The following is a 20,682-nucleotide window of genomic DNA, read 5'->3' on the forward strand; positions in this document are numbered from 1 at the left end:
TTGATCCCCCTGTACTCCGCCGCGGCTGTCCACGAGGGACTGGACCTGCGCGCGCCGCTGCTGCGCGTGCTGGCGCGCCAGTGGTTCGTGCTCGGCGAGGAGGTGCGCGGCTTCGAAGCCGAGTTCGCCGCCTGGTGCGGCGTGCCCCATGCCCTGGGCGTGGCCAACGGCACCGAAGCGCTGGAGCTGGCTCTGCGTGCGGTGGGCGTGCGGCCGGGCGACGAGGTGCTGTGCGCGGCCAACGCGGGCTTCTATGGCAGCACCGCCGCGCGCGCCCTGGGCGCGGTTCCTGGCTACGCCGATGTCGACGCGACAACCCTCACCCTCGACCCCGCTGGTCTGCGCGAGGCGCTCGCCCGCCGCCGGCCTGCTGCAGTGATCGTCACCCACCTGTACGGCCAGCTCGCGGACATGGCGGCCATCGTCCCGATGTGCCGGGCCGCTGGCGTGCCGCTGGTGGAAGACTGCGCGCAGGCCCACGGCGCGCAGCGCGACGGGCGCCGCGCCGGTGCCTTCGGCGACGTCGCGTGCTTCAGCTTCTACCCGACCAAGAACCTCGGTGCCCTGGGCGATGGCGGCGCGGTGGTGACGCCGCGCGACGACATCGCCGCGGCGGTACGGGCCTTGCGCCAGTACGGCTGGGAGGCCAAGTACCACGTGGTGCACGACGGCGGCCGCAACAGCCGGCTGGACGAACTGCAGGCGGCCGTGCTGCGCGACAAGCTGCCCCACCTGGATCGCCAGAATGCGGAGCGCCGGGCCATTGCGCGCCGCTACAACGCGGCCTTCGAGGGCCTGCCGCTGCGCCTGCCCGCGGTCGGCGACGACCACGCCATGCACCTCTACGTGGTGCGGCTCGCGGCGCGTGACGCGCTGCGCGCTCACCTGCTGGCCGCCGGCGTCGCCTCGGAGGTGCACTATCCGGTGCCCGACCACCGCCAGGCCGCTCTCCACGCGGCCGGCGAGGCGCCGATGCTGCCGGTGACCGAGGCCGCCTGTGCCAGCGTGCTCTCGCTGCCCTGTTACCCGGGCCTGCGGCCGGACGAGGTCGACCAGGTCATCGCCGCCGTGCGCGGGTTCTTCGCCGCGCGGGGCTGAGCGATGCTGTCGCTCGTCATTCCGGTCTACCGCAACGAGGGCTCGCTGCCCGAGCTGCTGACCGCGGTGGAGCAGCTCGCCCGCGACCTGAAGGGCGCGCTGGAGGCGGTGTTCGTGGTCGACGGCAGTCCGGACCGTTGCTACGAGATCCTGCGCGCGGAGCTGCCGCGGCGCGCCTTTGCCAGCCGCCTGGTGCTGCTGGCGCGCAACTTCGGCTCCTTCGCCGCCATCCGCTGCGGGCTCGCGCATGGCGCCGGCGAGCGCTTCGCCGTGATGGCGGCCGACCTGCAGGAGCCGCCCGAGCTGGTGCTGCGCATGGATGCCGCCCTGCGCGCGGGTGACGTGGACGTGGTCGTGGGCGTGCGCGAGGCCCGCGCCGACCCGCTTGCGAGCCGGCTGCCCGCGCAGATCTTCTGGGGGCTGTACCGGCGCTTCGTGGTGCCCGAGATGCCGCCCGGCGGCATCGACGTGTTCGGCTGCAACCGCGCCTTCCGCGACACGCTGCTGCGCCTGCAGGAAAGCCACAGCTCGCTGGTCGCGCAGGTGTTCTGGCTCGGCTTCCGCCGCCGCACGCTGGGCTATGAGCGCCAGGCGCGGCGCCACGGCGAATCGGCGTGGACGCTGCGCAAGAAGGTCGCCTATCTGATGGACAGCGTGTTCGCCTTCACCGACCTGCCGATCCGCCTGCTGATCCGCTTCGGGCTGGGTGGCTCGCTGCTGGCCGGCGCCTTCGGCGTGGCAGTGGTGGCCGGCCGTCTGTCTGGCGCGATCACCGTGCCCGGCTACGCGATGACGGCGATCCTGATCGTCTTCTTCGGCGCGCTCAACCTGCTGGCGCTGGGCATCGTGGGCTCCTACGCGTGGCGCGCGTACGAGAACTCCAAGGCCCGGCCGCTGGCGGTGGAGCTGCGCGCCGAGCGTTTCGAGGGCGAGGTGCACCATGGCTGAGGCCAGCCCGGGCCGCGTGCGCGAGAGCCGGGTGCGCGGCGTGCGCCTGCACGAGCAGCTCGACGTGAAGGACCCGCGCGGCAACCTCTCGGTGGGCGAGTTCGGCCGTGACATCCCGTTCGAGGTGCGCCGCTACTTCCTGGTGTACGGCGTGCCCAGCCGCGAGACCCGCGGCGAGCACGCGCATCGCCAGTGCCACCAGTTCCTGATCGCGGTGCACGGCAGCGTGAGCGTGATCGCCGACGATGGCCGGCGCACGGAGGAATTCGTGCTCGACCGGCCCAGCCTGGGGTTGCACCTGCCGCCCATGGTGTGGGGCGTGCAGCACCGCTACAGCGCCGACGGCGTGCTGCTGGTGTTTGCGTCCGACCACTACGATGCGGCAGACTACATCCGCGACCGCGCCGAGTTCATGGCGCTGGCCACTGCACGAGCCGCCGCATGATCAAGAAGCCCAAGCCCCGGATCCGCCGTGTGGCCCAGCTGCCGGGCCGCACGATCCTGCTGCGCGAAGTGCAGGAGGCGGACGCCGCCTTCATCCTGTCGCTGCGGCTCGACCCGCGCAAGAACCGCTACCTCTCGCCGGTGGTGGACGACGTGGACCGCCAGCGCGAATGGATCCGCGGCTACCTGCGCTCCGACGGCCAGGCCTACTTCATCATCTGCGCGCAGGACGACGGCGAGCCGATGGGCACGGTGCGCCTGTACGACGCCATCGGCGACAGCTTCTCCTGGGGCAGCTGGATCCTGAAGGACGGCGCTCCCCCGTCGGCGGCGGTGGAGTCCGCCGTGCTCGTGTACAGCCTGGGCCTGCACTGGGGCTTCCGGCATGCCCACTTCCAGGTTCACCAGGGCAACAGCTCGGTGCTGGCCTTCCATGAACGCTTCGGCGCCCGCCGCACGGCGGAGACCGAGGAGGAAGTCCACCTCGCGATCGACGAACCCGCCATCAGGCGGTCCCTGGAGCGCTACGCCGCCTTCCTGCCGGACCACCTGGACCTGGAATGACACCGGCCGCCCGGGCCGCGCTCTGGCGGGCGCTGGCCGTCCGCACCCTGGTGGCGGTGCCGCTCGTGTGCTTCGCGCTCGCCGTGCTGGCGTGGCTGCGCTACGCGATCGACCTGCCCTGGTACGACGACTGGCGTGGCTACGAAGGCGGCTGGATCGAGTCGCTCGATCTGCGCCGGCTGTTCACCCCGATCAACTACACCCTGTCGCCGGTCGGGCTGGCGCTCGACGCGCTCGCGCAGCGCGGGCTGGACGGCAACTCGGTGGGCTACCAGCTGCTGTCCATGGTGGCCGTGCTGGGCGCGCTGCTCACCCTGCAATGGCGGCTGCTGATGCACGCCCTGCGCGACCGGCTGCAGGCCGCTGCCTGCTTCACGCTCACGCTGCCGATGCTGCAGCCCGGCTCCTACTGGGGGCTGGAGAACCTGGCTTACCACCAGGCGCTGCCGCTCGTCTTCCTGGGGGCGGCGCTGTGGCTGCTCGTGACCGCGACTGCGCCCTGGCGCTGGCGCGGCCCGGCCGTCGCCGCCCTGGCGCTGCTGGCCGGCTTCAGCTACATCTCCGGCGCCTTCGCCGGCACGGCCGCCGCGCTGGCCCTGGTGGGCGTCATCGCCTGGAGCGCGCCCGCGGCGGAGCGTGGCTGGCGCCTGCGTGAAGCCGCGTGGCTGGTCGCGGGCGCCTTGCTGGCCACCGCGGTGCAGTTCCACTATTCGTTCCAGGCCTCGCACGCGTCGGCTGGCGCCGTGCCGCTGGCCATGCCCTGGCAGCCCGCGTTCTGGTGGTTCTACCTCGGCAAGGTCGGGCGCGCGCTGATGCTGCCCGCCGAGCGGCCGCTGGTCGCGGCGGTGCTGACCGTCGCCGCCTGCGTGGGCACCGTCGCCCTGGCCGCGGCCGTCGTGCGGCTGGCGCGGCAACCGCAGGCCGCGGGGGCCCGCGCAGTGGCGGGCATCTTCGTCCCGCTGCTGGCCGCCGTCGCCGTCTACCTGGTGCTGGTGGCCGCGGGCCGCGGCGCGCTGCGCCCGGCCGGCGTGGACCAGCCGCTTGCCATCTTCGCCTTCGGCTTCGTGCGCTTCCACTATTTCTGGGCGACGTTGCTGTGGCCGTGGGCCGCCGCGGCCGTGCTGGTGCTGCTGGCGCCCCGCCTGGAGCGCGGCCAGGTCGTGGCGCGCACGGGGCTGGTGCTGGTGGCCGTCGCGGTGGCGGTCCTGGCGGTGGCGGCGGGCGGCTTCGAGCACATGGCCCACCAGCGCGGGCTGGCCGCCGACCGCGAGGTGAAGCTGCATTGCCTGCAGCAGGAGCTGCAGAAGCTGGAGGCGGTGCGCTGCCCCGGCCTGCTGCCGCCGCGGCCCGGTGACGTGGTGCCGGACGCGCGGCCGGCCTACCTGCACGGCATCCGCATCGGCGCCAGCTTCGCGCGCAAGATCCTCCTGCTGCCCGACAGCCCGTCGCTGCGAGCCTCGCCCAAGCTGTTCGACCTGGACGGCAGCGCCGGCCGGGTGGAGATGCGCCATCTGAAGCGTACCGGTGCCGCGCGGTTTGAGGTGGACGTGCGCGATCCGCAGATGGACATGCACCCTGCGCTGCCAGACCTCATGCGCCGCTGCACCACGCTGGAGGTGCTGGCCGAGATCCGTGTCGAGGAGCGCGAGTTCGTGCAGGTGTTCTGGGGCGTCGCCGGCAGCGAGGGGCCGTTCACCGAGGGCCGCTCGGATGCGCGCGTGATCGAGCCCGGCCGCCTGGAGACGGTGAGCATGCGGCTGCGCAGCCCGACCGGCTTCCGGCCGCTGCTGCGCTTCGATCCGGTGGCGGGCGGTCGGGCCTTCGAGCTGCGTTCGCTCAGGGTGTACTGCGTGCGGGCACTGGACTGAGGCCGGGTGCCGGCGCGGCCGGCCTGGCCGCCGGCTGAGACTCGCGGCCCCCCGCGAGCATCGTGCGCACCGCAGCGTACAGGTGGTCGGAGCCGTATTCGGGGTTGGCGGGATCGAACGAGAACAGGTTCGCCCGGTCCGAGATGCGCTGGCCGGCCCAGCGCGGCTCCAGGAAGAACGAGACGAAGTCCATGCCGCGCACCGCATGGCGGTCGAGCGTGGCCCGCAGTTCGACGGCGTCGAGCGCCCGCAGGGGATGGAACTCGGTGATGCCGTAGCGCGCCGTGGGGCCGCCGCGCCCGCGGCCGAGCCAGTCGAGGAACGAGCTGCCGTAGGTGGGCTCGCCATACAGGCTGATGCCCAGGTCCAGTCCGGCAATCGGCTGCAGCGAGGCCTCGATGGCAAAGCGCGTCTCGTCCCAGCCGGGGTTGGTGAACGGGATGATCTGGTGCGTGTAGTGCGGCACCTGCCCCAGGCAGGGCGTGCGCACCGCGGCGCTGAAGTGGCGCAGGTAGTCCACCACCTGCTGGCCGCGGAAGGCGTGCCACAACGGGGCCATCGGGTTGTAGAAGAAGGACGACTGGTCGCGCGGCACGTCCACGTCGCCGCGGGGCTCGCCGTCGCGGCCGGCCATGGGGCGGCTCGCGGGCAGCGCCGTCATCTGCATCGGCTGCGGCGTGGCCTGCCGGCGGTCCATGATGGCCACCTGGCGCGAGGCCAGCTGCACCAGGCCGCCCTGGCCGTCCTCCAGCAGCACGTCGATGCGGTGCAGCCCGGTGGGCAGCTCGCGGAAGTCGAGGTCGAAGCGCCAGCCCGTGTTGGCGGTGCCCACCGAGGGCACGGCCGCCAGCACGTCCTGCCGGCCCATGGCCACGGGCACGCGGCCGGCGAACTCGCCGTTGCGGTAGACGCGCACATGCGTGGCCGCGCCTTCCGCCAGGCCGGGGCGCCAGGCCCAGCCGGTGATGGGCAGGCGCCCGTGGGCATAGGCGTCGATGTGTTCCGTGTAGTCGCGCAGCGGCTCCTGCCGGATGTCCTTGGCGGGCGGCTCGATGTCGTCGAACGACGCCCAGTGGCTGCCCAGTGCCTTGTTCAGCGCCCCGATGGTGCCGAAGCGCTGCCGCAGCCACGCGCGGAAGGCCTGGCGCGAGGCCTCGCTGTAGTCGGTCACCCGGTACGGCTTCTCGAAGCCCATGCCGGCCTCGAAATCCGGGAACAGGTGGTGCAGCTCGCCCAGCAGCGTGACGCCGCGCAGCTTGGCGGCGTGCTCGGGCCCCAGCGCGCAGACGGCATCCAGCACCGCCCGGGCGGCCTCCACGCGGCGCTGCGTCAGGGGCGTGTCGGTCCGGGCGAAGGTCCAGTTGTAGAGCGGGTCGCCGTAGTAGGTGCTGTGCGCCAGCGGGCCGTCGCGCGTCCAGCCCAGGTTGGCGGAGTCGGCGGCCAGCTCCTTCTCGATCGGGGCGTGCTGCGCGAAGTGGGTGGAGAAAAGGTACAGCACCAGGGGGCGGCGGTTGTCCCGCACGGTGCGGGCGATGCGGCCCACCTTGTCGGCGTCGATCACCCAGCGTTCGCCTTCGCGCCGGTACAGGCGCAGCAGCGGCACATGCAGGGTGTAGCCCAGTTCGTGGCGGGACGAGCGGTGGCCGGGCGTCTCCAGTGCCGACAGCGTGTCTTCGACCACGCGCCCCGCCGAAGCCTGCGGCCCGAGGCAGGCCGCCATCAGCTGCTTTTGCAGGTCGGGCGAGCTGGCCAGGGTGTCGCCGGTGAGCGAGATGCAGGGCTCCAGGCCGATCATCGGCGCCAGCAGGATGGGGCCGACCGCGCTCTGGTGGCGGGCTGCATACAGGCCCAGGCCAAGCGCCACCGCAGTGGCCAGGGCCGCCGCCGCGGGCAGCGCATACCGTGATGCGGTCGACTTCATGGCTCTCCCGGCAAAGCCAACTACTTTACAGGCAGCCGGGAACCCGCCGGCCGCGGCAGGCTCCGAAGGGCAGGGCCCGGCGTCGCCGGACGCGATAATCCGGCCCGGCTACCGCGGCGCACCCGCCCGCCTCCACATGACCGCAAGCACCACCACCACCGATCCCGCCCAGGCCTTTGGCGAGCTGCTCGTCGCCGCCGGCAAGCTGAGCGCGCGCGATCTCGAGCGCGCCCAGGCGGCCCGGCAGGAGATGGGTGGCTCCCTCGGCGGCGTGCTCACCCAGCTCGGCCTGGTGGCCGAGGCGGACGTCGCCCAGGCCCGCGCCCAGGCGCTCGGCCTGCCGCTGGCCCAGGCCGACGACTTCCCGGCGGAGTTGCCGGAGGTGCCCGGCCTGCAGCCGGACTTCCTGCACACCCACCAGATCTGCCCGCTGCGCGCGGCGGAAGGCGTGCTGCATGTGGCCATGGCCACGCCGGAGGATGCCTTCCTGCGCAAGGCCCTGCGCCTGGCCACCGGCCTGGAGGTCCGGCCCTACGTGGCGCTGTCGGCCGACATCGCACGCGCGCTCGCCCAGCCTGCCGCCGACGCCACTGGCGACGATGCCGGCGAGGGGCTCGACGCCGATTCCGGCGACTTCGTGGAGCACCTGCGCGACCTGGCGAGCGAAGCGCCGGTGATCCGGCTGGTCAACGCCATCATCGGCCGGGTGACGGAGCTGCGTGCCTCCGACATCCACCTCGAACCCTTCGACGACGGCCTGCACGTGCGCTACCGCGTCGACGGCGTGATCCATGCCACCGAACTCGTGCCGCCACGGCACGGCGCGGCCGTCACCTCGCGCGTGAAGCTGCTGGCGCACCTCGACATCGCCGAGCGCCGGCTGCCGCAGGACGGCCGCATCAAGACGCGCGTGAAGGGCCGCGAGCTCGACCTGCGCGTGTCCACCGTGCCCACCGTGCACGGTGAAAGCGTGGTGCTGCGCGTGCTGGACCGCGCCAGCGTGCGCTTCAGCCTGGAGCAGATGGGCTTCGAGTCCGACACGCTGGCGCGCTTCCAGGAGCTGCTGGCGCGGCCCCATGGCATCGTGCTGGTGACCGGCCCCACCGGGTCAGGCAAGACGACGACCCTGTACGCGGCGCTGTCGAAGCTCGACGCGTCGACGCAGAAGATCATCAACGTCGAGGACCCGGTCGAGTACCAGCTGGAAGGCATCAACCAGATCCAGGTGCATGCGCAGATCGGCCTCACCTTCGCCAACGCGCTGCGCTCCATCCTGCGGCAGGATCCGGACATCATCATGATCGGCGAGATGCGCGACGGCGAGACGGCGCAGATCGCGGTGCAGTCGGCGCTGACCGGCCACCTCGTGCTCTCGACCCTGCACACCAACACCGCCGCCGGCGCCGTGGTGCGCATGAAGGACATGGGTGTCGAGAGCTACCTCATCACCTCCTCCGTCAACGGTGTGCTGTCGCAGCGGCTGGTGCGCACCCTGTGCCCGAAGTGCCGCGTGCCCGAGGTGCCCTCGGCGGCGCTGCGCGAGCGTTCCGGCCTGGCGCGCTGGCTGCCGGAAGGCCAGCCGATGTACGTGGCGCGCGGCTGCCCGCACTGCCGTGACACCGGCTACCTCGGCCGCACCGGCATTCACGAACTGCTGGTGCTGGACGACGCGCTGCGCCGCGCCATCCTGGGCGGCGCCGATGCGACGCAGCTGCACGCCCTGGGTGTTCAGGCGGGCATGCGCACGCTGCACGAGGACGGCCTGCGCAAGGTGGCACACGGCGTGACCTCGCTGGAGGAACTGCTGCGCGTCACGCAGGACGGCGGCGATGCCTGACTTCACCTGGCGCGCCGCCGACGCGGGCGGCCGCATGGCCGAAGGCACGCTGGAGGCCGCGTCGCCCGCCGCCGCCGCGCGCGTGCTGCGCGAGCGCGGGCTGGTGCCGGTGCGCATCGAGGCCGGCTCGGCGCCGCCGCCTGCCGCCGTGGCGCCCGCGGGGCTGGCGGGTGGCCCGGGCCGACCGCAGCGCGGTCCGGTGACCCCGGCCGACGTGCTGGCCTTCACCTCGGAGCTGGCCATCATGCTGCGGGCCGGGCTCACGCTCGCGAACGCGCTGCGGGTGCTGATCGAGATGAGTGCCAAGCCGTCGGTCACTGCGCTGCTGCAGCAGGTGCTGGACGATGTGAAGGGGGGCGTTCCGCTGTCGCAGTCGGTGGCCCGCCGGCAGGAGCTCTTTGGCGACTTCTACGTCAACATGGTGCGCGCCGGCGAGGCCAGCGGCCAGCTCGCGGCGGTGCTGGCGCGCCTGGTGGAGCACATGGAACGCCTGCGGGCCCTGCGCGAGAGCGTGGTCTCGGCCACGATCTATCCGGCCATCCTGCTGGCCGTGGCCGTGGTGTCGCTGATCGCGATGCTGGGCTTCGTGGTGCCGCAGTTCGAGCGGCTGTTCACCGACATGGGCGATGCGCTGCCGCTGCCCACCCTGGTGGTGATGCGCGCCGGGCAGTGGTTCCGCGCCTGGGGCGTCGAGTTCGCCCTGGTGCTGGCAGCGGCCGGCTGGCTGGCGATGCGCTGGCTGCGCACGCCCGGCGGCCGCGCGGCCTGGCAGGCCGGCGTGCTGCGCCTGCCGCTGCTGGGCCCGCTGCTGCTGAAGTTCCAACTGCACCTGTTCGCCCGCTCGCTGGGCACGCTGCTGGGCAACGGCGTGCCGCTGCTGGCCGGCCTGCAGATCGCCACGCAGACGGTCGGGAACCAGATCGTGCGTGCCGCACTCCTACCGCTGACGCCGGCCGTCAAGGAGGGGGGCCGGCTGGTCGATGCCATGCGCGCGACCGGTGTCTTCGAGCCGCTGGCCATCAATCTGGTGCGGGTGGGTGAGGAAACCGGCCGCCTGGGACCGATGATGATCGAGCTGGCCCAGGCCCTGGACCGTGAGGTCGAGACGCGCATCCGGCGCCTGCTGACGCTGCTGGAGCCGGCACTGATCATCGTGCTGGGCCTGGCCATCGCCGGGATCATCGTCTCGATCATGCTGGGCATCCTGTCCATCAATGACCTCGCCGTATAATTTCGCAAGATGAAATCCAACAACCAGAAGCATCGATATTCGGCGCGTGCGCGAGCCGGCTTCACCCTGGTGGAACTGCTGGTGGTGCTGGCCATCCTGACGCTGCTGGCCGGCCTGGTGGGCCCCCGCGTGCTGAACCAGCTCGGTGGCGCCAAGGCCAAGAGCGCGGCGGTGCAAATCGCCGATTTCGAGAAGGCGCTGGAGCTGTTCAAGCTGGATGTCGGCCGTTTCCCGACCAAGGAAGAAGGCCTGGACGCGCTGAACAAGAAGCCGGCCACGGCCAACGGCTGGCAGGGCCCCTACCTCAAGGGCACCGGCATCCCGGCCGACCCCTGGGGCCATCCCTACCGTTACGCCAATCCCGGGCCGAATGGCGGCATCGAGATCCTTTCGCTGGGCGCCGACGGCGCCCCGGGTGGCGACGGTGAGAACGCCGACATCCGCAACGGCAAGTAGCCGCCGGGTCGTCCCCCACGGGCGGCGCGGGGCTGCCGGCTTCACGCTCGTCGAACTGCTGGTCGTGCTGGCCATCGGCGCGGGTCTGGCCGCGCTGGTACCTCCCGCCTACGATCGCTTCCGTGAAGCCGCCCAGTACCGGGACACGGTGCGCGCGATGGTGATGGACCTGCGCGCGGCGCGCCTGCAGGCCCAGGCCGAGGGGCGGGAGGTGCGCTTCCTGGTCCACCTGGCCGATCGCACGTATGGCGTGCAAGGGCGCACGCCGCGCCCGCTGCCAGCGGCCTTGCAAGTGCGCGCCACCGTGGCCAGCATCGAACTCTCACCCGACCACCAGGCCGCGATCCGCTTCCTGCCCGGTGGCGGCGCCACCGGCGGCGCGATCGACCTCGTGCGCCCCTCCGGCGCGGGGGCGCGGCTGGCGGTGGACTGGTTCTCGGGCCAGGTCACGCAGAGCCCGCTGGACTCGCCGTGATGCACCGTGTCCGCGGCCAGGCCGGCTTCTCGCTGCTGGAGCTGCTGGTGGCGTTCGCCATCATGGGCGTGGCCATCGGCCTGATGTACCGCGCCACCGGCGCCAGCGCGCGCCAGGCGGGCGACGCCGCCCGCGCCCAGGAGGCGGTGCTGCTGGCCGAGTCGCTGCTCGCCTCGCGCGACAGCGTGCCGCCCCAGGGCTGGCAGGCCGACGGCCGCAGCGGCGACTTCGCCTGGCAGGTCCGCAGCACGCCCTATCCGACGCCGACCGGGCGCAACCAGCCGGCGGCGGTGCCGCTGCACGAAGTGGTGCTGCGCGTGGATTGGCAGGAGGGCGAGCGCGCCCGGCATGTCGCCATCCAGACCTTGCTGCCGCAGAACGCCGGGGAGGGGCCATGAGGCGTGGCACCGCGGCACGCGAGCACGGCTTCACCCTGGTGGAGGTGCTGGTGGCCATCACGCTGCTGTCCGTGCTGATGCTCGGGCTGGGCGGCGCCGTGCACAACATGGGCCAGGCCGAGCAGCGCATCGACGCCCGGCTCGCTCTGGCCGACGAGATGCGCATGGCCGATGCCTTCCTGCGGCAGTCGCTGGGCCGGGTCTCGCTGCGTCGCGTGGCGTTGCCGCCGCCGGCGCGCCCCGCGGTGCTGTTCAGCGGCTCCGCCCAGCAGCTCGCCTGGGTCGGGGTCATGCCCGCGCGCTACGGTGCCGGGGGGCGCTATTTCTTCCGCCTCGCCGCCGAGCCGCTCGAGTCGGGCGGCACCGGCCTCGTCGTGCGATTCGTCCCCTGGGCCGACGCGCCCGGGTTCCCCGACTTCGCCCGCGCCGAGTCCCGGGTGCTGGTGCGCGACCTGCGCACCGTCCGCTTGGCCTACCTGGACACCGAGCCGCGTGTGCCGGTGTGGCTGCCCGCCTGGGAGCCGACGACCCGTGCTCCCGACCGGGTGGAGCTGGCCATCGAGACCGGGCGCGCGGCCTGGCCGCCGATCACGGTGCCGCTGCGCCCGCTGGCAGCCAGCGATGCCTCGTCCGGCGGCGCTGCCTTCGGCGGGAGCGACTGATGCGCGCGCGCGTTCGATCCCGCGGGCTGGCATTGGTCGCGGTGTTGTGGATCGTGGCAGCGCTGGCCGTGATGGTGACGAGCCTGTCGCATGCGGTGCGACAGGAGGTGCGGGCCGTCTCGACCTCGCGCCAGGCCCTGGCCGCCCAGGCCCTGGGGCAGGGCTCCATCCATCTGGTGCTGCAGGATCTGGCGGCCCGGGTGGACCGGCCGGCGCGGGCCTTCTGGATCGACGCCCACTATGCCGGCGTGCCGGTGACGGTGCACGTACTGCCCCTGAACGGCCTGATCGACCTGAACAACGCCCCCCAGGGCCTGCTGGCCCTGCTGTTCCAGCATGGCGGTGGCGTCGATCCAGGCCGTGCCCAGTCACTCGCGGCGGCCGCAGTGGCCTGGCGTTCGGCCCTCGACACGCGCGGCCGGGCGGTGGGCTTCGAGGCCGCCGAGGACCTGCTGCGCGTGCCGGGGGTGGACTACCCCCTCTATGCTAGACTCGCGACCCTCGTGAGCGCTGACTTGCGCGGTTCCGGCCGTGTGAACGTGCACGCCGCGCCCCCGGAGGTGCTGGCCGTGCTGGCAGGCGGTGACCGCGGCCGGGCGGAGGCGTTGGCGGTGGCCCGCGACGCCGGACAGCCGACGCTGGACCTGACGGCGCTGCGAGGGGAGTACGTGGAGACGCTGGCTGCGACGTCCCGTTACCGGCTTCTGGCACGGGTGCCGCTCGCGGCAGGAACTTTCCTCCAAGTGATGCGCACCGTCGATTTCGCGGCAGCGCGCCATGGCGTGCCCTGGCGCATCCTGCACGGTCACCACCAGTTCGAGTCCATCCAGTAAGCCTGCCCATGTCGGCCCCTTCATCGACGCGCGCCCCCCGCCCGGACCTGGGCCGGCTCGTGGCCGAGCTGCGAGCAGCCTGGGCCAGCCTGCTGGCTTCGCCGCTGGTGCAGCGTCTCGCCCCGGCGCAACCGGTGCGCCTGCTGGGCGCCGACCGCACGGCCACGCTCTGGCGCGCCAGCGGCGGCCAGCTGCAGCGCGCCGATGGCGAAGCCACGCTGGCGCCCTTCACGGCGGTGGAGCTGCCGGAAGAGCGGATCCTGCTGCGCACCCTGCGCCTGCCGCGGCTGGGCGAGGATGAACTGGCCCATGCGGTGGCGCTCGAGGCGGCCGCCTGCAGCCCGTTCCCCGCGGCGGACACGCTGTGGGGCTGGGGTCGCAAGCCCGTGGCGGGTGGCCAGCTCGATGTCGTGCTCGCGCTGACCTCGCGCGCCCAGACGCAGGCCTACCTCGCGCAGGCGAACCTGCCCGCAGGGGCGGAGCCCCCGGAGGTCTGGGCGCATGCGCCAGGCTTCCAGCCCATCGTGCTGCCCGGCTTCGGCGAGGCGCGCAGGCTCGGGCGGCAGCAGGCCGGCCGGCGGCTCGCCCTTGGCCTGGCGGCGCTGGGCCTGGTGCTGCTGGCGGCCATGGCCGTGACGCCCGTGCTCCAGGCGCGGCAGCGCGCGATCGCCGCGGTGGAGGCCATGGATGCGCTCGTGCGGCGCGCCGAACCGGCAACGCGCCAGCGCGCGGCCCTGGTCCAGGCCCAGGATCAGGCGGCGGCGCTGTCGGAAGTGGTCGCCCGCGCGCCGCAGCCGCTGACCATCCTCAACCTGCTGACGCAGACCCTGCCCGACGACACTTCGCTGCTCGGCGTGCAGGTCGATGGCGCCAAGGTCACGATCAACGGACTCACCACCGACGCGGCGGCATTGATGCAGCTGCTGAGCGCCCGCCCCGAGTTCAAGGACGTGAAGGCGCCTTCGGCCGCCACGCGCCCGCTGGGTTCGAACAAGGACCTGTTCACGATCGAGTTCACGATGGCCGCCGTTGCCCCCGCGGCGGGGTCGGCGCCTGCACCAGCCACGTCCCCGGCCGCTGGTGCGCCGACGGCCGGTGCCTCGGGCCCGGTGGCCGCGACCGCGTCGCCGGCCGCCTCCGCCACGGCCGCTGGCGCGGCGCCGCCCGCTCCCACTTCGGGCGGCGCCAGCTTCGGCGGCGGCGCCTCGTTTGGCGGCGCACCCGCGAGGAAGCCATGAGCCGCAGGGCCGTCCCAAGGCGAATCCCGCAGTGCCTGGCGCGGAGGGTCGACCTGTGAGCCGCCCTGCCATGTCCTTGCGGCCGCTCGCCTGGCTGGTGCTCGCCGTCATGGTCCTCCTGCCCATTGCCGGCGCCGGCTTCTACGTTCTGAACAAGCAGCGCTGGGCCGCCGAGCGGCTGGCCGAGATCGAGCCGCGCTATGCCCGCCTGCTGGGGCTGGAGGGCAGCCAGGCCGAGCTGCAGCAGGCGCGTCGCGCTGTGCAGGGCTATGTCGAGCGGCATGCCTACCCGGCCACGCGCGACGCCACGCAGACCGGCACCGAGGTGCAGCAGCGCGTGCGCAACGTCGCCGCCGTTGCCGGCCTGTCGATCATCAGCAGCCAGGTGCTGCCGGCCAAGGCCGAAGGGGGGTTCGACCGCATTCCCCTGGTGCTCAAGCTCGAAGGCGAGCTGGGCGCCCTGCAGGCGCTGCTGGTGGTGCTGGCGAGCGAGGCCCCCATCATCCACTTCGACGGCTTCTCGGTGCGCACCATCGGCGCCGTGCGCGCGGATGCGCCGCAGCGGCTGGATATCCAGCTGCAGTTGTTCGTGCTGAGGGCACGGCCATGAAGCGCGGCCTGATCACCGCGCTGATCGCGCTCGACCTGCTGCTCGCCGCCGGCCTGGCCGCCCTGTGGGTCGGCGCGGACGGCCGGCTGCGCAACATCCACTGGAACGCGCCGGCTGCCATCCGCCCCGATCTGTCGCAGCCGCTGGCACAGCTGGCCGGGCGGCGCAGCGACGACGTGGGGCAGCTCGTGGCGATGGCCGATCGCCCCCTGTTCTCGCCCACGCGACGCCCGCCCCCGCCGCCTGCGCCACCGGCGCCGCCGGATCCGCTGGGCAACGTGCAGGTGCTGGGGATCTATGCCGGGTCGAACGGGGCCGGGGCCATCCTGCGCGTCGACGGGCGCATCCGGCGGGCCTCCGCCGGTGAGCGCATCGGCGAGTGGTCGCTGAAGTCAGTGGATGACCGCGAGGTGACCTTCGTGCGGGGCGCCGACAGCCGCGCCTTCCGGATGGCGCGCCCGCGCGGCGAGCGGGCCGGCGCGGCGCCAGCGGCGGCCCCTGCCGCACCCGTTGCGGGAACGCCGCCGGCCGCGGCGACTCCCATGACGGGCGCCCAGCGCATTGAGGAAGAGGAGCGTGCCCGGCTGCGCGCGATCAACGAAATGAACATCCGCAACGGCCTGCCGCCCGTGACCCACAGATAGTATTCGCGCCCATGCCTGACCATCGCCCCGTCCTCGCCGCCCTGGCCCTGGCCTGCTGCCATCTGGCGGTGGCGCAGCCGGCCACGCCCCCCTCGCCCCTGATCCGCGGCAGCGACAAGGTGCTCGGCACCCCGCGCGAGGCGCCGGCGCTGCAGGGCATGGCCAGCTCGTTCCGTTTCGAGGACGCGCCGATCACCGACGTGGTCCACGTGGTGATGCGCGACATCCTCAAGGTGGACTACGTCATCCACTCCGCGCTGGGCGGCAACCTCACCCTGGCCACCCGGGGCGAGGTGACGGCGGACCAGGCGATCTACCTGCTGGAAAGCGCGCTGCAGGCCAATGGCGTGGCAATGGCGCGTGACCCGCGCGGGGTCTATCACATCGGCAAGCCGGAGGCGCTGCAGGGCATCGTGGCGTCGCCGCGCATCGCCTCGGGCGGCGTGCTGCCCCCGGGCACGGGCACGGTGATCGTGCCGCTGCAGTACATCGGCGCCGCCGAGATGGCGGCCATCCTGCGGCCCCTGCTGCCGCCCGCCGCGCTGGTGCGGGTGGACCCGCTGCGCAACCTGCTGGTGCTGGCCGGCAGCCGCACCCAGGCCGAGGGCTGGCTGGACATCGTGGCCACGTTCGACGTCGACCTGCTGAAGGGCATGTCGGTGGCGATGGTGCCGCTCAAGTACGCGTCGGTGCGCGATGTGGAGTCGGCCCTGCGCCTGTTCGCCCAGGGCGTGACGCCCGCGGCGGCCGCGGCGCGGCCGCAGGCGGCCTCGCCGGCGGGCCAGGCTGCGCCAGGCGGGGCCACTGCACCGGCCGCTACCGCCGCCGCGCAACCGGCGGCCGCCAGCGCGTCCGGCGAAGGCGTCGCGCTCTTCGGCGCGATCCGCGTGCTCCCCATCGAGCGCATGAACAGCCTGCTGCTGGTGTCTGCGCGTGCCGCCTACCTGGAGGAGGCGCGCGCCTGGATCGATCGTCTCGACCGCCCGGGTGCCAATGCCGCCGAGCCGCAGCTGTACATCTACCCCGTCAAGAACGGCTCGGCGCGACACCTCGCCGAGGTGCTGAGCGGCATCTTCGGTGGTGACGGCCGTTCGGCCGCGCCTGCGGCGACATCGCAGGTGGCGCCGGGGCTGACGCCGGTCACGGCCGGCACCACGACAGCCGGCCAGCCGGCTGTCAACAGCCTGGCGGGCGCGTCGGGCGGCGTGGGGCAGGGCGCTGCGGCGGCCCAGGCGTCGCGGCTCGGATCGGTCAGCACCACGCAGAACGGTGCCCGCGTCATCGCCGACGAGCTGAACAACGCCGTGCTGATCTATGCCGTGGCCAGCGAGTACGCCAAGATCGAGGCCGCCCTACGCCGGCTCGACGTCTCGCCGGCCCAGGTGCTGATCGAGGCCAGCATCGTCGAGGTGACCCTCGGCGACGACCTGCAGTACGGCCTGCAGTGGTACTTCACGGACAAGGTGCGCAGCGGGCTCTCGGGCACCGGCGTCATCAGCAACGTGGCAGGCGGCACCGGCACCGGCACGGGCGTCACCGGCGTGGGCATCCTGGGCGCGGCCAGCGCCGGCTTCTCCTACACCCTGCGCAATTCGCTGGGCAACGTGCAGGCGGTGCTGAGCGCACTGGCCGAGAAGTCGCTGGTCAAGGTGATCTCCAGTCCCTCGGTGATGGTGCTGGACAACCACACCGCCGGCATTGCAGTGGGCCAGCAGCAGCCGGTGCGCTCGGCCGAGACCGTCACCAGCGGCGGCAACGTGACGACGAGCATCCAGTACAAGGACACGGGCGTGAACCTGCAGGTGACGCCCTCGGTGAGCGCGGAGAACGTGGTGACCATGGCCATCAACCAGGCCGTCACCGACGTGGGCCAGATCGACACGGCTACCGGCCAGCGCAGCTTCCTGCAGCGGCAGATCCTCAGCAAGGTGGCGGTTCGCTCCGGCGAGACGCTGGTGCTGGGCGGCCTGATCCGCGACAACGACACCTCCGGCACCAGCGGGCTGCCCCTGCTGTCCAGCGTGCCGGTGCTGGGCGGCCTGTTCGGCACCCAGACGCGCAGCGCGCAGCGCACCGAGCTGCTGGTGGTGATCACGCCGCGCGTCGTCCGCTCCGACCTGGACGCCCGCGACGTGGGCGCCGAGCTGCGCGAGCGGATGAAGACCTTTACCGGCCACGACATGCTTCGTCGGCCCTGAAAGCCGCCTGGGGCCGCGTGCCCTGGCGGAATTCCCACGACCTAGAAGGAGAGTACGACCATGAGTAGTCGCGAAACAACAACGTTCCGGTCCGGCATGACGCTCGCGCTGGCCGCCCTCGCCCTCGCGGGATGCGCCGCGATGGACTCGCGCCAGCCCGAGGACATCGTGCGCGAACGCGCGACCAAGCGCGCGGAAGCCTACGTGAAGTCCGATTTTGCCGGCGCATACGCGCTTCTGACGCCCACCTACCGCAAGGTGCGCGACGTCGACGCCTATCGGCGCGGCTTCGGCGCGGGCGCCGTCTGGCAGAAGGCCGAGGTGGCCAGCGTTGCCTGCGAGGCACAGCGCTGCAAGGTGTCGCTGCGGGTGAGCGTAAAGCCTTTGATCCCCGGTATGTTTAACGATACGATCACCGTGCAGTTCGAGGAAACCTGGTTGCTGGAGGACGGCAATTGGTGGCTGCATCAGCCCTTGTGACCATCACTCTTTGTTTGTGGGGGAGACGAGCCTATCGATCGAGAGTCCTAAGGTGTGTTTCTTTCAAGCAACATGCGACGCATCCCTGGGCTTGTTGCCTTGCGACCAAAAATTGCACTGTGCTACCATTTCCCGGCGTTTTTCTTGGTAGTCACGCTTACCAAACTTTTTAACTGGAGTTCTTGATGAGAAAGAATGCTCTCGCGATGAGTGTTGCTACCCTGGTGGGTAGCCTGGGTTTCGTTGGCGCGGCTTCCGCTGACGTCGTTGTCGGTACCGGTGCCGCCCCGACCAACGCTGTGCTGGGCCTGACGGACGCCACGCAGCTGCAAGTGTCCCCCGGCGGTGTGGGCCACATGCTGCTGGTGCCGTACTTCAACGCGCAGAACGGCAACGCCACGATCATTTCCCTGACGAACACCGACACCGGCAACGGCAAGGTCGTCAAGGTCCGTTTCCGCGGCGCCAGCAACTCTGACGACATTCTGGACTTCACGGTTCTGATGTCCCCCGGTGACGTGTGGAACGCCACCGTGACCGCCCCGACCGCCACGTCGCCGGCCCAGATCGTCACCAGCGACCGCACCTGCACGCTGCCCCAGCTGTCGCCCGGCGTGGCCCAGCCGTTCGTGACCGCCCGCCTGACCAGCAAGGGTGGCAACGACATCCCGAACAACACCCGTGAAGGCTACGTTGAAATCTTCAACATGGCCGACATCCCCAGCACGCTGGTGTATGGCGCTGGCGCCAACGCCAACAGCGCGCTGTACACGGCCATCAAGCACGTGAACGGCGTCCCGCCCTGCACGGCTGCGGCCATCAACGCTGCCATCCTGACCACGAACCACACGACGGAAGCCACGGCTGCCGCCCAGGGTCTGGCCACGCCGCAGACCGGCCTGTTCGGCAACTGGACCATCATCAACGTGCCCCAGACCACCACGTACTCCGGCCCGATGGTCGCCGTGCGCGCGCTGACGGCCGGTGGTGCCAACGGTCGTGGCAACTTCGTGGTGTTCCCGCAGAGCGCCACGCAGTACCCCGGCGTGATCGACAACGTCACGGCTGACCCGATCCTGCGTACGGTGGCCTACGCGACCAAGACCGCCGTTGGCGTGCCTGGTGGCGCCACTGCCGCCGCTGCGATCCCCGCCGCGTTCTTCGACCTGCCCGACATGTCGACCCCGTACGTGGCCGCCGCTGCGAACATGACCTCGCCGCTGACGCAAGCCAACGTTCTGACGAACGCGCTGGCCGTCAACAGCATCGTCAACGAGTACGCGACCGACGCCATCATCACCGCCAAGACGGACTGGGTGTTCTCCATGCCCACCCGCCGTTACAGCGTGGCGATGGACTACGCCCCCGCCACTTCCCGCCGCCTGTACTCCATGGTGCCGGCTGCTGGTGGCCAGTGGTTCCACGACGGCAACACCCGCATCAACCCGTCCAACACGCAGCAGATCTGCGTGGACGCCACGTCGCAGACGTTCTATGACCGTGAAGAGACCACCAAGTCTTCGGGCGCCGTGTTCTCTCCGGGCAACATCAGCGTCACGACGTTCTGCGGTGAGACCTCCGTGCTGAGCTTCGCTGACACCGGCGTCTCCGTGCTGGGTGGTTCCGTGGCCCGTCAGGACACCGGTTCCTCCGCGTTCGTGAGCGGCTGGGGCAACGTGAACGTGGTGAACGCCACCACCGGCGCCGGCCTGCCGATCATGGGTGCCGCCTTCATCAAGGCGACCAACCCGCAAGTGTCTGCTGGCCAGTCCGGCACCTACGGTATCACTTCCGATCACCGTTCGCGCTAAGCACTTCACAGTGTGAGCCAAGAAGGGCGGGGTTTCCCCCGCCCTTTTTCCATTGGACATCCGTATTTCCATCAGATGATTTCCACGCCTTTCTTCCGAAACCTCGGCCTTGCGGCCGTCCTTTCCGTTGCGGCCGGTGCCGCCCTCGCGGCCGATGGCGTGTTTGCCGAAGGGGCAGGAGGCGTCCAGATCACCCTGGACGACATCACGGCTGATGCCCAGCGCATCCCCGCCGGCCAGCGCTACCAGGCCCTCAGCAAGCCCGACGCGGTGCAGCAGGCCGCGCAGAATCTCTATATCCGTCGCGTGCTGGCCCAGGAGGCTGTGCGTGATGGTCTTGACAAGGATCCCCTGGTCATCGCGACCTTGCGCCTAGTGCGCGAGCGCGTGCTGTCCGACGCGCGGCTCGCGAAGATCGACGAAGCCGCCAGACCCACCGATGCGGCGATCGAGGCCGCTGCGCGGGCCAACTACAACGCTGCGCCCGAGAAGTACCGCACCGCGACCCAGACGCGCGTGCGCCACATCCTCCTGATGGGCAACACCGAGAAGGGCCAGCAGGTCGCCGAGCAGGTGCTGGCGGAGATCAAGGCCGGCGCCGACTTCGAGAAGGTGGCCATGGAGCGCTCGCAGGACGGCAGTGCCGCGCGTGGCGGCGACCTCGGCTGGTTCGAGCCGGGCCGCATGGTGCCCGAGTTCCAGGACGCCGTGGATCAGCTCAAGAACCCGGGCGACGTGAGCGGTCTCGTCCGCACGCAGTTCGGTTGGCACATCATCAAGCTCGAGGGGCGTCGCCCGGGTGGCCAGCGCACCTATGAGGAAGTGCGCGACGAGCTGCGGGCGATGGCGGTCAACCAGCTGCAGAGCGACGCGCGGCTGCGCGAAGCGCGGCGCATTGCCGAGGGCTTCAAGCCGGATCGCAAGGTGATCGAGGCGTTCTCGGCGGCTCAGAAGCCGTAAGGCCGC

20 protein-coding genes are annotated in these 20,682 nt (G+C 71.8%); 19 read left to right on the top strand and 1 reads right to left on the bottom strand.

Going from position 1 to position 20,682, the window contains the following annotated elements; all coding sequences use genetic code 11:
• From ACE3T5_RS04465 to ACE3T5_RS04485, 5 genes are read left to right on the top strand one after another with little or no spacing between them, the layout of a single operon-like run.
• A complete protein-coding gene (locus ACE3T5_RS04465; protein WP_374664888.1) occupies positions 1-1,098 on the top strand; it encodes a DegT/DnrJ/EryC1/StrS family aminotransferase in 1,098 nt (365 codons plus the stop codon).
• Between the two features lie 3 nt (positions 1,099-1,101).
• Positions 1,102-2,046, top strand: a complete 945-nt coding sequence (locus tag ACE3T5_RS04470) for a glycosyltransferase family 2 protein (protein WP_374664890.1) — start codon at positions 1,102-1,104, stop codon at positions 2,044-2,046.
• Positions 2,039-2,491: an FdtA/QdtA family cupin domain-containing protein gene (locus ACE3T5_RS04475; RefSeq protein ID WP_374664892.1), complete on the top strand. Its 453-nt coding sequence runs from the start codon at positions 2,039-2,041 to the stop codon at positions 2,489-2,491. Before ACE3T5_RS04470 ends, ACE3T5_RS04475 begins: the two co-directional genes overlap by 8 nt.
• Entirely contained in the window at positions 2,488-3,054 is a 567-nt protein-coding gene (locus ACE3T5_RS04480; RefSeq protein ID WP_374664894.1) for a GNAT family N-acetyltransferase, read from the top strand. Before ACE3T5_RS04475 ends, ACE3T5_RS04480 begins: the two co-directional genes overlap by 4 nt.
• A complete protein-coding gene (locus ACE3T5_RS04485) occupies positions 3,051-4,922 on the top strand; it encodes a hypothetical protein (protein ID WP_374664896.1) in 1,872 nt (623 codons plus the stop codon). Before ACE3T5_RS04480 ends, ACE3T5_RS04485 begins: the two co-directional genes overlap by 4 nt.
• Here ACE3T5_RS04485 and ACE3T5_RS04490 read toward each other — a convergent pair.
• Positions 4,891-6,843: a beta-galactosidase gene (locus ACE3T5_RS04490; RefSeq protein WP_374664898.1), complete on the bottom strand. Its 1,953-nt coding sequence runs from the start codon at positions 6,841-6,843 to the stop codon at positions 4,891-4,893. The two genes, ACE3T5_RS04485 and ACE3T5_RS04490, sit on opposite strands and share 32 nt — an antisense overlap.
• A 136-nt stretch (positions 6,844-6,979) precedes the next feature.
• Here ACE3T5_RS04490 and ACE3T5_RS04495 point away from each other — a divergent pair, with 136 nt between their 5' ends.
• The 14 genes from ACE3T5_RS04495 (at position 6,980) to ACE3T5_RS04560 (ending at position 20,676) form a co-directional block, all read left to right on the top strand.
• Positions 6,980-8,680 (top strand): GspE/PulE family protein, encoded by a 1,701-nt coding sequence (locus ACE3T5_RS04495; protein ID WP_374664900.1) that lies wholly within the window; start codon positions 6,980-6,982, stop codon positions 8,678-8,680.
• On the top strand, positions 8,673-9,911 hold the full coding sequence (locus ACE3T5_RS04500; RefSeq protein ID WP_374664902.1) for a type II secretion system F family protein: 1,239 nt from the start codon (positions 8,673-8,675) through the stop codon (positions 9,909-9,911). The genes ACE3T5_RS04495 and ACE3T5_RS04500 overlap by 8 nt, the downstream gene beginning before the upstream one ends.
• 9 nt (positions 9,912-9,920) lie before the next feature.
• On the top strand, positions 9,921-10,367 hold the full coding sequence (gene gspG, locus ACE3T5_RS04505) for a type II secretion system major pseudopilin GspG (RefSeq protein WP_374664904.1): 447 nt from the start codon (positions 9,921-9,923) through the stop codon (positions 10,365-10,367).
• Complete coding sequence (locus tag ACE3T5_RS04510) at positions 10,336-10,842, top strand: Tfp pilus assembly protein FimT/FimU (protein ID WP_374664906.1); 507 nt, start codon at positions 10,336-10,338, stop codon at positions 10,840-10,842. Before gspG ends, ACE3T5_RS04510 begins: the two co-directional genes overlap by 32 nt.
• Positions 10,842-11,240 carry a type II secretion system protein gene (locus tag ACE3T5_RS04515; RefSeq protein WP_374664908.1) on the top strand — a complete coding sequence of 133 codons (399 nt, stop codon included), beginning with the start codon at positions 10,842-10,844 and terminating at the stop codon, positions 11,238-11,240. Before ACE3T5_RS04510 ends, ACE3T5_RS04515 begins: the two co-directional genes overlap by 1 nt.
• Positions 11,237-11,902, top strand: a complete 666-nt coding sequence (locus ACE3T5_RS04520) for a prepilin-type N-terminal cleavage/methylation domain-containing protein (RefSeq protein WP_374664910.1) — start codon at positions 11,237-11,239, stop codon at positions 11,900-11,902. Before ACE3T5_RS04515 ends, ACE3T5_RS04520 begins: the two co-directional genes overlap by 4 nt.
• Positions 11,902-12,735, top strand: a complete 834-nt coding sequence (locus ACE3T5_RS04525) for a general secretion pathway protein GspK (RefSeq protein WP_374664912.1) — start codon at positions 11,902-11,904, stop codon at positions 12,733-12,735. The genes ACE3T5_RS04520 and ACE3T5_RS04525 overlap by 1 nt, the downstream gene beginning before the upstream one ends.
• Positions 12,736-12,743: 8 nt before the next feature.
• On the top strand, positions 12,744-13,973 hold the full coding sequence (locus ACE3T5_RS04530; RefSeq protein ID WP_374664914.1) for a PilN domain-containing protein: 1,230 nt from the start codon (positions 12,744-12,746) through the stop codon (positions 13,971-13,973).
• 55 nt (positions 13,974-14,028) lie between these two features.
• Positions 14,029-14,583 carry a type II secretion system protein GspM gene (gspM, locus tag ACE3T5_RS04535; protein WP_374664916.1) on the top strand — a complete coding sequence of 185 codons (555 nt, stop codon included), beginning with the start codon at positions 14,029-14,031 and terminating at the stop codon, positions 14,581-14,583.
• A complete protein-coding gene (locus ACE3T5_RS04540) occupies positions 14,580-15,227 on the top strand; it encodes a hypothetical protein (RefSeq protein ID WP_374664918.1) in 648 nt (215 codons plus the stop codon). The genes gspM and ACE3T5_RS04540 overlap by 4 nt, the downstream gene beginning before the upstream one ends.
• A gap of 11 nt (positions 15,228-15,238) precedes the next feature.
• Entirely contained in the window at positions 15,239-17,425 is a 2,187-nt protein-coding gene (gspD, locus tag ACE3T5_RS04545; RefSeq protein ID WP_374664920.1) for a type II secretion system secretin GspD, read from the top strand.
• Positions 17,426-17,485: 60 nt separating this feature from the next.
• Positions 17,486-17,905, top strand: coding sequence for a hypothetical protein (locus tag ACE3T5_RS04550; protein WP_374664922.1), 420 nt, complete (start codon positions 17,486-17,488; stop codon positions 17,903-17,905).
• A gap of 206 nt (positions 17,906-18,111) precedes the next feature.
• Entirely contained in the window at positions 18,112-19,716 is a 1,605-nt protein-coding gene (locus ACE3T5_RS04555) for a cell surface protein (RefSeq protein ID WP_374664924.1), read from the top strand.
• 75 nt (positions 19,717-19,791) lie between these two features.
• Positions 19,792-20,676, top strand: a complete 885-nt coding sequence (locus ACE3T5_RS04560) for a peptidylprolyl isomerase (protein WP_374664926.1) — start codon at positions 19,792-19,794, stop codon at positions 20,674-20,676.
• Positions 20,677-20,682 lie beyond the last annotated feature (6 nt).

This window comes from Ramlibacter sp., assembly GCF_041916345.1.
GTDB lineage: Bacteria > Pseudomonadota > Gammaproteobacteria > Burkholderiales > Burkholderiaceae_C > Ramlibacter.

Bases quoted from the DNA above. Each gene is read 5' to 3' on its own strand.
- ACE3T5_RS04540 (WP_374664918.1), top strand. From the start codon at position 14,580: ATGAAGCGCGGCCTGATCACCGCGCTGATCGCGCTCGACCTGCTGCTC.
- ACE3T5_RS04500 (WP_374664902.1), top strand. From the start codon at position 8,673: ATGCCTGACTTCACCTGGCGCGCCGCCGACGCGGGCGGCCGCATGGCC.
- ACE3T5_RS04495 (WP_374664900.1), top strand. From the start codon at position 6,980: ATGACCGCAAGCACCACCACCACCGATCCCGCCCAGGCCTTTGGCGAG.
- ACE3T5_RS04520 (WP_374664910.1), top strand. From the start codon at position 11,237: ATGAGGCGTGGCACCGCGGCACGCGAGCACGGCTTCACCCTGGTGGAG.
- gspD (WP_374664920.1), top strand. From the start codon at position 15,239: ATGCCTGACCATCGCCCCGTCCTCGCCGCCCTGGCCCTGGCCTGCTGC.
- ACE3T5_RS04480 (WP_374664894.1), top strand. From the start codon at position 2,488: ATGATCAAGAAGCCCAAGCCCCGGATCCGCCGTGTGGCCCAGCTGCCG.
- ACE3T5_RS04515 (WP_374664908.1), top strand. From the start codon at position 10,842: ATGCACCGTGTCCGCGGCCAGGCCGGCTTCTCGCTGCTGGAGCTGCTG.
- ACE3T5_RS04530 (WP_374664914.1), top strand. From the start codon at position 12,744: ATGTCGGCCCCTTCATCGACGCGCGCCCCCCGCCCGGACCTGGGCCGG.
- ACE3T5_RS04475 (WP_374664892.1), top strand. From the start codon at position 2,039: ATGGCTGAGGCCAGCCCGGGCCGCGTGCGCGAGAGCCGGGTGCGCGGC.
- ACE3T5_RS04525 (WP_374664912.1), top strand. From the start codon at position 11,902: ATGCGCGCGCGCGTTCGATCCCGCGGGCTGGCATTGGTCGCGGTGTTG.
- ACE3T5_RS04555 (WP_374664924.1), top strand. From the start codon at position 18,112: ATGAGTGTTGCTACCCTGGTGGGTAGCCTGGGTTTCGTTGGCGCGGCT.
- ACE3T5_RS04490 (WP_374664898.1), bottom strand. From the start codon at position 6,843: ATGAAGTCGACCGCATCACGGTATGCGCTGCCCGCGGCGGCGGCCCTG.
- ACE3T5_RS04560 (WP_374664926.1), top strand. From the start codon at position 19,792: ATGATTTCCACGCCTTTCTTCCGAAACCTCGGCCTTGCGGCCGTCCTT.
- ACE3T5_RS04485 (WP_374664896.1), top strand. From the start codon at position 3,051: ATGACACCGGCCGCCCGGGCCGCGCTCTGGCGGGCGCTGGCCGTCCGC.
- ACE3T5_RS04550 (WP_374664922.1), top strand. From the start codon at position 17,486: ATGAGTAGTCGCGAAACAACAACGTTCCGGTCCGGCATGACGCTCGCG.
- ACE3T5_RS04470 (WP_374664890.1), top strand. From the start codon at position 1,102: ATGCTGTCGCTCGTCATTCCGGTCTACCGCAACGAGGGCTCGCTGCCC.
- gspG (WP_374664904.1), top strand. From the start codon at position 9,921: ATGAAATCCAACAACCAGAAGCATCGATATTCGGCGCGTGCGCGAGCC.